11 protein-coding genes and 2 pseudogenes are annotated in these 12,322 nt (G+C 64.3%); 3 read left to right on the top strand and 10 right to left on the bottom strand.

The features are described 5' to 3' along the window. Positions 1-6 precede the first annotated feature (6 nt). The 7 genes from BKY26_RS10535 to BKY26_RS10505 all read right to left on the bottom strand — a co-directional run bounded on the left by BKY26_RS10535 (position 7) and on the right by BKY26_RS10505 (position 7,299). Complete coding sequence (locus BKY26_RS10535; RefSeq protein ID WP_071690353.1) at positions 7-2,370, bottom strand: xanthine dehydrogenase family protein molybdopterin-binding subunit; 2,364 nt, start codon at positions 2,368-2,370, stop codon at positions 7-9. 58 nt (positions 2,371-2,428) lie between these two features. Then, positions 2,429-2,785, bottom strand: coding sequence for a hypothetical protein (locus tag BKY26_RS10530; protein WP_071690352.1), 357 nt, complete (start codon positions 2,783-2,785; stop codon positions 2,429-2,431). 38 nt (positions 2,786-2,823) lie between these two features. Next, a complete protein-coding gene (locus tag BKY26_RS10525) occupies positions 2,824-3,195 on the bottom strand; it encodes a hypothetical protein (RefSeq protein WP_071690351.1) in 372 nt (123 codons plus the stop codon). Then, on the bottom strand, positions 3,192-3,677 hold the full coding sequence (locus BKY26_RS10520; RefSeq protein WP_071690350.1) for a (2Fe-2S)-binding protein: 486 nt from the start codon (positions 3,675-3,677) through the stop codon (positions 3,192-3,194). Before BKY26_RS10520 ends, BKY26_RS10525 begins: the two co-directional genes overlap by 4 nt. Before the next feature lie 100 nt (positions 3,678-3,777). After that, positions 3,778-4,791: a molybdopterin-binding protein gene (locus tag BKY26_RS10515; RefSeq protein ID WP_071690349.1), complete on the bottom strand. Its 1,014-nt coding sequence runs from the start codon at positions 4,789-4,791 to the stop codon at positions 3,778-3,780. Then, the gene (locus tag BKY26_RS10510) at positions 4,788-5,771 is read right to left on the bottom strand and encodes an XdhC family protein (protein WP_071690348.1); all 984 of its coding nucleotides are present in this window, start codon (positions 5,769-5,771) and stop codon (positions 4,788-4,790) included. Before BKY26_RS10510 ends, BKY26_RS10515 begins: the two co-directional genes overlap by 4 nt. A gap of 274 nt (positions 5,772-6,045) precedes the next feature. Next, a complete protein-coding gene (locus BKY26_RS10505) occupies positions 6,046-7,299 on the bottom strand; it encodes a flavin-dependent oxidoreductase (protein ID WP_071690347.1) in 1,254 nt (417 codons plus the stop codon). Positions 7,300-7,443: 144 nt separating this feature from the next. On the opposite strand from BKY26_RS10505, the gene BKY26_RS10500 reads away from it, so the two are divergent. From BKY26_RS10500 to BKY26_RS10490, 3 genes are all read left to right on the top strand, one after another. Beyond that, a complete protein-coding gene (locus tag BKY26_RS10500) occupies positions 7,444-8,022 on the top strand; it encodes a YqaA family protein (RefSeq protein ID WP_071690346.1) in 579 nt (192 codons plus the stop codon). Beyond that, on the top strand, positions 8,019-8,498 hold the full coding sequence (locus BKY26_RS10495) for a disulfide bond formation protein B (protein WP_227434993.1): 480 nt from the start codon (positions 8,019-8,021) through the stop codon (positions 8,496-8,498). Before BKY26_RS10500 ends, BKY26_RS10495 begins: the two co-directional genes overlap by 4 nt. Positions 8,499-8,639: 141 nt before the next feature. Beyond that, positions 8,640-10,802, top strand: a complete 2,163-nt coding sequence (locus BKY26_RS10490) for a DEAD/DEAH box helicase (RefSeq protein ID WP_071690345.1) — start codon at positions 8,640-8,642, stop codon at positions 10,800-10,802. Here the strand turns inward: BKY26_RS10490 and BKY26_RS10485 are convergent. From BKY26_RS10485 to BKY26_RS10475, 3 genes and pseudogenes are all read right to left on the bottom strand, one after another. Further along, complete coding sequence (locus BKY26_RS10485; protein ID WP_071690344.1) at positions 10,799-11,575, bottom strand: alpha/beta fold hydrolase; 777 nt, start codon at positions 11,573-11,575, stop codon at positions 10,799-10,801. The genes BKY26_RS10490 and BKY26_RS10485 overlap by 4 nt on opposite strands. A 9-nt stretch (positions 11,576-11,584) precedes the next feature. After that, positions 11,585-11,782, bottom strand: a pseudogene (locus BKY26_RS10480) (4-oxalocrotonate tautomerase); the annotation flags it as partial. Between the two features lie 18 nt (positions 11,783-11,800). Further along, positions 11,801-12,322 (bottom strand): annotated as a pseudogene (locus tag BKY26_RS10475) (LLM class flavin-dependent oxidoreductase); the annotation flags it as partial.

The following is a 12,322-nucleotide window of genomic DNA, read 5'->3' as shown; positions in this document are numbered from 1 at the left end:
CCCGGATCAGCCGTTCATCGCCTGCCAGACCCGACCGGGGCTGAGCGGCATGTCGATATGGGTGACGTTATGGCCCCCGCGCTGCAGGGCATCCACCACGGCATTGACCACTGCAGGCGGTGATCCGATGGCCCCCGCCTCACCACAACCTTTCACCCCGAGCGGGTTATGGGTGCAGGGCGTGGCGCAGCTGTGATCCACCTGGAAGCTCGGCAGATCGTCGGCGCGTGGCATGGCGTAGTCCATGTAGGAGGCGGACAGAAGCTGCCCGTTCTCGTCATAGACCGCGCCTTCCAGCAGCGCCTGACCGATGCCTTGCGCCAGACCGCCATGGACCTGGCCCTCGACGATCATCGGGTTGACCACGTTGCCGAAATCATCGGCCGCCGCGAAGGAACAGATGGTCACCTTGCCGGTGTCGGGATCGACCTCCACCTCGCAGGCATAGGCCCCTGCGGGATAGGTGAAGTTGGCAGGGTCATAGAAGGCGGTTTCCTCCAACCCCGGTTCGATCTCTTCCAGCGGGTAGTTATGGGGCACATAGGCCGCCAGCGTGACATCACCCCAGGCCACCGATTTGTCGGTGCCCGCAACGGTGAACTGGCCGTCCTTGAGCTCGATATCGCCCTCGGACGCCTCCATCAGATGGGCCGCGATCTTCTTGGCCTTGTTGATGATCTTCTCGGTCGCCCGCACGATGGCAGAGCCACCCACGGCCAGCGAGCGCGAGCCATAGGTGCCCATGCCCATGGGCGTGTTGGCGGTGTCGCCATGGACGATTTCGACCATATCCTCGGAAATGCCGATCATGTCCGCCACTACCTGCGGGAATGCGGTTTCATGGCCCTGCCCGTGGCTGTGGCTGCCGGTCATGACGACCAGACCGCCAGTGGCATTCACCCGCACCGTGGCGCTTTCATAAAGCCCGGCACGCGCGCCCAACTGACCCACAAGGGCAGACGGTGCGATCCCGCAGGCCTCGATATAGGTGTTGACGCCGAAACCACGCAGCTTGCCCGATTTGGCGCTTTCCGCCGCGCGGGCTTCGAACCCGTCGCGGTCCACCATTTCCAGCAGCCGGTCCATCGTGGCGTTGTAGTCACCGGTATCGTACTCCACCGCCACGGGCGTGGCATAGGGGAACTCGGTGATGAAGTTCTGCCGACGCAGGTCCACCGGATCGACGCCCAACTCACGCGCCGCCTTGTCGATGACACGCTCCAGCTGGTAGGTCGCCTCGGGCCGCCCGGCCCCGCGATAGGCATCGACGGCCACGGTGTTGGTGAAGACCGCCTTTACGTTCACATAGATGAGCGGTGTCTTGTAGTTCCCCGCCATCAGCGTGCCGTGCAGCCAGGTAGGCACCGAGGGCGCGAAGGTCGACAGATACGCCCCCATATTCGCATAGGTGTCGGTGCGCAGCGCGGTGAAGTTGTTATCGGCATCGAGCGCCAGTTCGATCTTGGTCACATGGTCCCGGCCATGGGCGTCAGAGATGAACGCCTCGGACCGGCTGGAGGTCCATTTGACAGGCCGCGCCAACGCCTTGGCGGCGAAGGTGCAGAACGCCTCTTCGGCATAATGGAAGATCTTGGAGCCAAAGCCGCCCCCCACATCGGGGGCCACGACGCGCAGCTTGTGTTCCGGGATGCCCAAAACGAAAGCGCCCATCAGAAGCCGGATCACATGCGGGTTCTGGCTGGTGGTGTAGAGCGTGGAATCGCCCGTTGCGCGATTGTAGTCGCCCACGGCCACGCGCGGTTCCATCGGATTGGCCACAAGCCGCTGGTTCACTAGCTCCAGCGTGGTGACATGGGCCGCTTTTTCAAACGCCTCATCCACGGCAGCCTTGTTTTCCTCGACGAAACCCCAGTCATAGCAGAGGTTCGACTCCAGATCGTCATGGACCTTGGTCGCGCCCTCCTTGACCGCTTCCTTCATGTCGATGACGGCGGGCAGTTCCTCGATATCGAGCTCGATCGCCTCAGCCGCATTCCTTGCTTGCGCGGCGGTTTCAGCCACCACAGCGGCAATTGGATCGCCCACATGACGCACCTTGCCCTGCGCCAGAACTGGGTGGGCCGGTTCCTGCATCGGATTGCCGTGCTTGTCCGTGACCTGCCAGCCGCAGGGCAGACCGCCGACGCCTTCGAAATCCGCACCGGTAAAGATGCGCACCACGCCGGGCATTTCCGCCGCGACCGAGGTATCGACCTTGTTAAGCCGCCCATGGGCCACGTCAGAGCGCAGGAAATGCACATAGGCCTGACCATTGAGGTTGATGTCATCCGTGTAATTGCCGGTACCAGTCAGAAACCGGACGTCTTCACGGCGCTTCGAACTTGCGCCGATGCCACTATCCTTTGGCATGGTATCCTCCCTTATTTTCTTGGTCGCCCTGTGCCCGCCTCCCGCGGGAACCGGCTTGTCATAGTTTGTTGAAGATCTCGGCCAGCCGTTCGATCATATCGCCCGGTTCATTGTCGTCGCCGGTCGTGTGACCGGTGGCAAAGGGGTACGTGACCCCGTCGATATCCGGGCAGATGATCGAGATATCCGCTGCGCGCGGCGGTAAATCCCAGCCAAACGTGCTCCATCTTCCTTGGGTGATGTCGGGATTGTCCGATCCGTTTTCCGCCGCGAGGATGACAAGCGCCTGCCGGGCCTGCGCCATGCAGGTCTGTTGGCTTTCGACCGAATGCAGGTCGATATTAGCGAAGTTGTCAGCCTGGGCCGCGCCGGTCGTCAGCACCAGCACTGCGGCAAGAAAAGCGGATCTCGGCATCCATCCTCCTGTCCGGCGGGGCATGGCCCGCCCGATCCTCACTTGCTGCCGGTCGGTGTGACACCTTCCAGAAGGTCCAGCATGGCCTCGACCGTTTCCAATCGGGTGCCGTCTTCCTGCAGGCTGTAGCCGGTCACGGTCGCGGTGTAGCGGCCTTGATCCTCGGTGCAGATGATGGCGACCTGAGTGCGCCCGGGCGGCACGTCGAAGCCGAAGACCGAGAAGCTGGCCTCGCCCGTGTCGGGCGTTCCGCCATGGTTGCGGAAATGGGCGTCCATCGAGGTACGGGCCAAATCCATGCATTCCGTGTCGGAGTTGAAGCCGGTGACATAGCCCGAGGAAAAGCCCTCGGCTTGGGCCATTGCAGGAACCAGAACGGTCGCCGCAATGGCAAGCGCCGCGCCCCTCATTCTGCGGCCACCGCGGCGGGTTCCTGGCCACTTGCAGCCATGATCGCCTTGACGATGTTGTGATAACCGGTGCAGCGGCAGATATTGCCTTCCAGATAGGCGCGCACCTCGGCCTCGGTCGGCGTGGGGTTTTCGGCCAGCAAGGCCGATGCGCTCATCACCATGCCCGGCGTGCAAAAGCCGCATTGCAGGCCGTGATGGTCCTGAAACGCCTGTTGGATCGTGGAAAGCGAGCCATCGGCATTGGCCATGCCTTCGATGGTCTTGACGTCCGCGCCCTCGGCCTCGGCCGCCAGCATGGTGCAGCTTTTCACCGGCTGGCCGTTCACATGCACCACGCAGGCGCCGCATTGGCTGGTGTCGCAGCCCACATGCGTGCCGGTCAGCTTGAGCCCCTCGCGGATGAAATCGGACAGCAACGTGCGCCCTTCTACGGAACCGGAAACGGATTTCCCGTTCACGGTCATCGTGACCTGGGTCATGAAATTCCTCCCTTGGTTATGGAATTATCCAAGCACGGAATCGTTGAAGGACAAATGAAAAATTTTTTGAATGGTCAAAATTTGATCGTTTCCGCTGGCGCTACCCGTTCGGGTTGCGTCCAGCGCGGGGTTGTGGCCGGGTCGGGATTTCCTTCAGCAATCCCCCCACCCCCATGGCCGAGATATCGGCTGCGCTGACAGGCACCCCACAGGCAACCCGCTCCAGCACCCAATCGGCCCCGTTCAGCGCCGGCGAGCGGGCGCAGCCCGGCAATCCAATCACCGGCGCCTCTCCAATCTGTCCTAAAAACAGCAGGTTACCGGGATCTACCGGCATTCCAAAGCGGGTGATCCGACCGCCTGCGGCAACCACGGCCGAGGGCGCAACGTCGTGGATGTCAGAGGTGGCCGAGGCCGTGAGGATCAGTTTCAACGCGCCCGGCAGATCCGTCAGCGCCCCGGTGATTGCGCCGGTGTCATGGGCCACGATCCGCACGGTCTCCAGCGATATGCCGAGCGCCTCCAATCGCCCGGCCACGGCGCGAATGCCCTTGTCCTCGGGGGAAACGGGATCGCCGGGCACTTCTGTCACGATCAACCCGGCGCTCCGGAGTTCCACGGGCCGGACCGAAAGCGCGTTGCGGGCGGCCTTTTCGGCCCGTGTCAGCGCGTCCTCGCTGACCCCATAGGCGATGATCTTGACTGTCCCCACCATCATTCCCGGCCAGGCCCGCTGCCAGCGCGGCACGGTGGCCAGCGTGATCATCGGATCGACCGCATTAAGCGCCTCGACCGCCGCCACGTCGATCCCGACGACGCCGGGCCGCGTGGCGCGGATGTTGACCCGGCCTGTAAAGGCCTCCTGCACCTCCAGCCCCGCGGCCTCCGGGTCGGGGACCAGTGCGGCGGCCAAGCGGCGGGCGGCTTCGTTTTCCTCTATGTCGGAGGGGTCCAGCCGAGCCACCGTCACGCGGGTCAAACCATTGGCTGCGAGCAGCGCGATATCATCGCGGCTCAGGACCCGGCCCTTGCGCAGCCGCCCCTTGGTCAACTGAACCGAATGGGCCAGGACTGTCCCTTCGGCTTCATGCAGGGGAACCGGCCCGAACCTCATGCCTTGCGCAACCGGCTGGTGATTTCCGCCATGATCGAAATGGCAATCTCCGCCGGTCCCTGCGCGCCGATATCAAGGCCAACGGGGCCATGGATGCGGGCGATCTGATCGGCCGAGAAGCCCGCTTCGGTCAACCGCTCCACCCGTTTGGCATGGGTTCGGGTCGAGCCAAGGCAGCCAAGGTAGAAGCAGTCCGATGCCAGCGCCGCACGGATGGCCGGGTCATCCAGTTTGGGGTCATGGGTCAGCGTCACGACCGCGGTACGCGGGTCGAGCCCGTAGGCCGAAAGCGCCTCGTCCGGCCAGTCTTCCATCAGCGTCTCACCCGGAAACCGCGCCTCTGCCCCGAAGGCGGGGCGCGGGTCGATCACCACCGGGTCATAGCCCGCAAGCCGCGCCATAGGGACCAGAGCCTGAGCGATATGAACGGCCCCCACGATGGCCATGCGCAGGGGCGGGTTGTGGATGCCGATGAACCAGTCGCCCTCGAAGCCGGATTTGTCGGTGCGGAACCGATCGGCGATCTGGGCCTCCAGCGCATCGCCCTGCCCCGTCACAAGCCGCCGCGCGCCGGTCTCGGGGTTCACCACATAGGCCACCTGTTCGCGGGCGGCGCGGGCATCGACCAGCGCCTCCAGCATCTCGACCGGGATGACGCGCCCCACGGGTTCCACCAGCACCCGGATGCGCCCGCCGCAGGCCAGCCCGACGGCAAAGGCCTGTTCGTCGGCCACACCGAACTCCAGCACCGTGGCCTCCCCCTTCTCAAGGCAGTCGATGGACTCGATCACCACCGCCCCCTCGACGCAGCCGCCGGACACGGACCCTTGCATCTCACCCTCGCCCGACACGACCAACTGGCTGCCCACGGGACGCGGCGCGCTGCCCCATGTTTCAATGACAGTGGCCAGCGCTGCGCCATTGCCCCGGCGATGCCAGTCCAGCGCGAGTTCGGGAATGCGGTCGTAATTCGGTGTCATGGCGCAGCGGCGATCCTTGTCTGGAAACAGTTATTGCGGGCCGATCTGACATCAACATAGGCGACATCCCCCCGGCTGAGAAGCTGTGCCGTGTGTTCTTGCACATGGTCGCAATCGGTGGCGCGGCCTGTGCCACTGATGGACCCTTCACCGCGATCACAGCTTATGAGCGGAGCGTTTCTGAGACGGTCCGAACCCAGGAGCCAAGCGCCTTGCCGCGGGCTTTCGAAAGCCCGTCTTCCGTCCGGTTCTTGCCCGGGCGCGTCCCAGTCCTCTAAAGTTCCATCATCCCTGGCCGCGCGTTCAGCCGATCCACATCGAAGCCTGCGATTTTCTTGTAGGCCCCGGCGATCTCGGCCAGTTCCTCGCGGCTCATCACCTCCGAGATGTCGCCAAACCCTTCAGGGGCACGTTCGGCAACCTTGTCCAGCACAACATCCGGCCCGTCGCCCCGATTGGCCAGCACAAGCGCATTCACCGCCTCGCGGCGGTCGTCATCATAGGCCTGAAGCGCCTCTGCCCCCTGCCCATGCTTCAGCAGCTCCCGTGCCAGAACCCGGCCATCGAGAATCGCCTGCGTCGCCCCGTTCGACCCGATCGGGTACATCGCGTGCGCCGCATCGCCCAGAAGCGTCACCCGCCCATGGCTCCAGCGGGGCAGCGGATTGCGGTCGACCATCGGGTATTCCCAGATGCCTTCCGCGTCGCGGATCAGGGCCGGAATGTCCAGCCAGTCGAAGCTCCAGTCGGCGAAATGATCCGCGAAATCATGCAAGTGCCCCTCGCGGTTCCAGTCCTGCCGGTTCCATTGGTAGTCGGCGGGCTTGGCAAGGTCAGCGATCCAGTTGATGCGCAAATCGCCGTCGTCGAACTCCTGGATCGGGTAGCAGACGAATTTGCGATCCGCCGTGCCCGCCATCGCCATGCTCCGCCCGGTCAGGAAGCTTCTGGCCCGCGTCACGCCGCGCCACATCATCGTGCCGCGCCAATGCGCCGGGCCTTCATCGGGATAAAGCGCAGCGCGGAGGGTCGAGTTGATCCCATCCGCACCCACCAGAACCAACCCGTGCAGGTCTGGCAGCGGGGCGCCCGTCCGGCGGTTGACCAGATGCGCCACGACGCCATGTCTGTCCTCGTCCCATCCGGACAGCGCGGCCCCCAAGGTGATCGCCTGAGCCCCGCAGCGCGACAGCAGCTCCCGGTAGAGCAGGAACTGCAGCTCGCCGCGATGGATCGAATATTGCGGCCAGTGATATCCTGCATCGAGGCCGCGCGGTTCCGACCAGATCAACCCGCCCTGTTGCGAGAAATAGGCGACCTCGGCGGTGCGCAACCCGATCTGGTCCAGCTGTGCCTCAAGCCCCAGCTCGAACAGCTCTCTCACCGCATGCGGCTGCAAGTTGATTCCTACGCCCAGGGGTTTGATCACCTCCACCGCTTCGACGATATGAAAATGAATGCCCGCCTGATGCAGCGACAGCCCCAGGCTGAGCCCACCAATCCCTGCACCCGCGATGATGACCGTCATGGCCTGCCTCCCCTTCTGCACCTGCTGCCTATTGTCTTGGCATAGCGCGTCCCGTCCGCCTCGCATAGCCCGCCCACTGACGCAGCGCGCTTGACCACCGCGCCGAGATCGGGCATCGCAAGCGGGCATTTTCAGGAGACACATATGATCCGCGGATTATACGACTGGACGATCAGCCTGGCCGAACATCGCTATGCGCTGGTGGCGCTGGCCATCGTGTCCTTTCTGGAAAGCTCGGTCTTTCCGATTCCGCCCGATATCCTGATGATCCCGATGATCATCGCAGCCCCGCGCCGTGCGTTCCTGATTGCGGGCGTCTGCCTCGTCTCCTCGGTGCTTGGCGGGCTTTTGGGGTACTATATCGGGTATGGCCTGTTCGAGAGCGTCGGCCGCCCGGTGCTCGAATTCTATGGCAAGGATGCCTATTTCGACGATTTCGCCACCCGCTACAACGAATACGGGGCCTGGGCGGTGCTGATCGCGGGCGTGACGCCCTTCCCCTACAAGGTCATCACCATCATGTCGGGGGTCACGCAGTTGAACCTCGGCGTATTCATCGTGGCCAGCATCGTCGCGCGCGGTCTGCGCTTTTTCGTCGTGGCGGCGCTCTTGTGGAAGTTCGGCGCACCTATTCGTGATTTCATCGAACGTCGCCTTGGCTTGATGTTCATCCTGTTCGTGATACTGCTGGCGGGCGGTTTCTATGTGGTGAAATTCCTATGAGCTTCCTCAGCACCCTGACCCGGCGCAATCTGATCCTTCTGGCGGCTCTTGGCTCTGCCGGGCTGTTCTTCGGGGCGCTGTTCTTTCAGTTCGTTCTGGGCGTTCTGCCGTGCAAGATGTGCTACTGGCAACGCTGGCCGCATCGGATCGGCATCCTGTTGGGCATCATCGGTCTGGCCATTCCCAAGGCGCTGATTGCCTGGGCAGGGGCGCTGAACATGGCCGTATCCACCGGGCTTGCCGTTTACCATTCCGGCGTGGAGCGGGCATGGTGGGAGGGGCCTGCCTCCTGCACTTCAAGCGGCCTGGACCTGCTGAATTCGGAATGCGGGTTGCTGGACCCCGATTGCGGCACAGGGATTGTCCTGTGCGACGAGATTTCGTGGCAGCTCTTCGGCCTGTCGATGGCCAATTACAATGCCATCATCTCCGTGATCCTTCTGGGCGTCTGGATCATGGCAGCACGCCGCGCATGAGCGTGGGATAATCATCACCGCGCCACGCTTTCCCTGTATACATTCGTCGGATCAGGCGTTAGACGTCCGTTTTTTCCCGTGACCGCGACGCCGGACCACACCGCCGCGACCACGCCTGACCCTGACGGATAGACCCTCCCCATGATCAAGACACTTTCCGACGCCCTTGCGGAACGCGGCTACGACACCCTGACCTCCGTGCAGGAGGCCGTGACCGACCCGGAGCTTCAGGATGCCGACCTGCTGGTGTCGGCGCAGACCGGATCGGGCAAAACCGTGGGCTTTGGCCTGGCCATCGCGCAGACACTGTTGGGAGAGGCCGAGGTGATGGGCCCGGCAGAGGCGCCGCTGGCGCTGGTCGTGGCGCCCACCCGTGAACTGGCCTTTCAGGTGATGCGAGAGCTGAGCTGGCTTTATGCCAAGGCCGGGGCGCGCGTGACCTCCTGCGTGGGGGGCATGGATTTCCGCGACGAACGCCGGGCGCTGGAACGCGGTGCCCATATCGTCGTGGGCACGCCGGGGCGTCTGCGCGACCATATCCAGCGTGGCACGCTCGACATGACGGGCCTGCGCGCCATCGTGCTCGATGAGGCCGACGAAATGCTCGACCTTGGCTTCCGCGAAGACCTCGAATTCATGCTTGGCGAGGCCCCCGAGGATCGGCGCACGCTGATGTTCTCGGCCACCGTGCCGCCGATGATCGTGACGCTTGCACAGCATTACCAGCGTGATGCGGTGCGCGTCAGCACCCAGGATGCGGGCCGCCAGCATGCCGACATTACCTATCAGGCCCTGCGCGTGGCCGAGGTGGATGCGGAGAACGCCATCATCAACCTTCTGCGCTATCACGAGGCGGAAAACGCCATCGTCTTCGCCAATACCCGCGCCACGGTGGCCCGCCTGACCGCGCGCTTTGCCAACCGGGGCTTTTCGGTGGTCAGCCTGTCGGGGGAACTTAGCCAGAGCGAACGCACCCATGCGCTGCAGGCCATGCGCGACGGGCGCGCGCGGGTTTGCGTGGCGACCGACGTGGCCGCGCGGGGCATTGACCTGCCCAATCTGGAACTGGTGATCCACGCCGATCTGCCCTCGAACTCCGAGACGCTGCTGCACCGGTCGGGCCGCACGGGCCGCGCCGGGCGCAAGGGCATCTCGGCCCTGATCGTGCCTCCGAAGATCACCAAGAAAGCCGAGCGCCTGCTGAAATGGGCGAAGATCACGGCGGAATGGACCGTGCCGCCCTCTGCCGATGACATCCTGCGCCAGGATGAGGAGCGGCTGCTGACTGATCCCGCCTGGGAGGATGAGATCACCGAGGATCAGGCCACTTTCGCCACCCGGCTGCTGGAGACCCACAGCCCCGAGACCATCGCGGCCGCTTATCTGCGGCTCTACCGCAGCCGCCATTCCGCGCCCGAGGAGCTCAGCGCCCCCGATGCGCGCCCGGCCCCGAAAGAGCGCAAGCCCTTCGGCCCGAGCCGCTGGTTCGCCCTGTCGGTCGGTGCGAATGATCGGGCCGAGCCGCGCTGGCTGCTGCCGCTTCTCTGCCGCGCGGGCAATCTCGACAAGGACGCCATCGGCGCAATCCGCGTTCAGCAATCGGAAACCTTCGTGGAACTGACCGAGGCAAGTGCCGCCAAATTCGCAAGCAGCTATGGCAATGGCGCGGAACTGGATGAGGGCATCACGGTGCGCGCCATGGACAGCGCGCCCGATTTCGCCGCAATGCCGCGTGCGCCGAAACCCGGCGGCGGTCCGCGCCCCGGCCCCCGTTCGTCAGGCCCGCGCGATGACAAGCCCCGCCGCGCACCGCGTGAAGACCGACCGGAGCGAGAGGCAAAACCGCGCCGCACGCCCGCCGAGCGTGACGCTTATCTCAAGGACGCCGTCAAGCCCCTCGGCAAACCCCGCCGCGATGGTGACGCGCCCAAGGGTAAGCCGCGTGCAAAACCGACGGATGGTCCCAAGGGCAAATCCTTCGACAAGCCGCGCAAGCCCAAAGGCGACGGTGCCAAGCCTTGGGCAGACAAGCCCCGGTCTGACAAACCAAGGTCTGATAAACCCCGCGGGCCGAAGCCGGAAGGCGGCAAGCCTCGGTCCGATAAGCCCCGCTCCGACAAACCGCGCGGGGACAAGCCCGCCGCGGCCCCTGCCCCGCGCGTATCGGCTGCCGATCCGTCCAAGCGGTTCGAGCGCCCCGGAGCCAAGCCGAAACCCGCCCGCGCGAGCAAGGCGGGTCTGAACAAACCCGGATCGAAGCCGCGCAAGGGCGGGACAACGCCCCCGCGCCGTCCCAAGCCCTAATTCAGCGTCCGCACAAAACGCAGGATATTTTCGGCCACGACCTCGCCTGCCTCCAGCAGAAGCGAATGCTTGAGGTCGGGCAGGATCACCAGTTCCGAATTGGGCAGCGCCTCGTCGATCAACCGGTTAAGGCGGGGGTTGCAGCCGCCATCGAACTCGCCCGTCAGCACCAGTGAGGGCGCGGTGACCTCGTGCAGCCAGGGGGCCATTTCGGTGCCCGCGTAGATGCGGAAAACATTGAGGAATACGTCAGGATCGGTCTCCACCACCTGTTTTAGCCGGTTGCGCACCACGTCCGGGTGGGCGGCGATGAACCCATCGGTGAACCAGCGATCCGACAGCGTTTCCAGCACCTGTGGAATGCCCTTTTCCTCCATCGCGCGCACCACCCCCCAGACCTTGGCGCTGTCATCTTCCGTGCGGAAGGCGGCGGTAGAGAGCAGCCCGAGCGACAGCACCCGGTCCGGGTATTTCAGCGCATAGGCCGGGCCGATCATGCCGCCCAGCGAATGGCCCGCGAAATGGGCGGTCTCGAACCCTGTGCGTTCCCGCACCCGTTCCAGATCGGCGACCAGTTCATCAAGCCCGAACTCCCCTGACGGCATCGGCGACGCGCCATGCCCGCGCAAATCATACGTCACCACGGTGAAATGCGGGGTCAGCACCGGCAGCGCCCGCGCCCATGTGTTGCGCGCCGCGCCGATCCCGTGGATCAGGAACAGCGGCGGGCCGTCGCCCTGCATTGTGAATTCGCAGTCGATCACGTCAGTCATGTCCGCCCCCTAATCCGGGAACCGGTCAGAGTTAAGTTCCCCGCCCGTGCCCCAGTCTGATTTCTCGATATCGGTGATGACCACATGCACACTGGCCGGATTGCCGCCTGCGGTGGCAACAAAGGCATCTGTCAGAGCCTTCACCATCTCTCGCTTCTGGTCTGTGGTGCGACCGGGGAACATCTCCACTCGGATGATTGGCATTCTTGCTGTCCTTTCAGAAAGTTACTCGGCGGCCACGGTGGCGGGCCTGCCGGTGAAATGGGGCATGACCTCTTCCGCGAAGCACTGCATCGCGTCCAGCGTGTCGGACGGGTCCAGCCCGAAATTGAAGTTAAGAATGACCCGGTCGATCCCAAGGTCCGCATAAGGCCCCAGCTTGTCGATCATTTCCTGCGGCGTACAGATCAGCAGGCTTTCCCCAAGCTCCTCCACCGGCGTCGCACAGGGCAGTTCCCGCACCATGCCGTTGTCCACCAGCCCCGGCCCGGTGAAGACATTGTCGAACCGCCCGTAATAGCGATGCGCCGCCTCCACCTTGCGCTGCCTCTCCGTCGCACTCTGCGCGATATGGGCCACGCGCGACAGCGTCAGGGTCAGCCCATCGCCCGCGCCGTCCATATCCGCCTTGGCCCGGTTGAACGCGCCAACCTGATCCAGCAGCAACTGGTGATTGCCCGATAGTGGCGTCGTCTGGATGTGAAAGCCGCGCTTGGTGCAATGGTAGATGCCTTCCGGGTTCATCAC

The sequence above is a fragment of the Nioella sediminis genome, from assembly GCF_001879695.1.
Classification (GTDB): Bacteria; Pseudomonadota; Alphaproteobacteria; order Rhodobacterales; family Rhodobacteraceae; genus Nioella; species Nioella sediminis.
The sequence above is the reverse complement of the archived record's forward strand: the minus strand, read 5'-3'. Positions and strand labels throughout refer to the sequence as shown.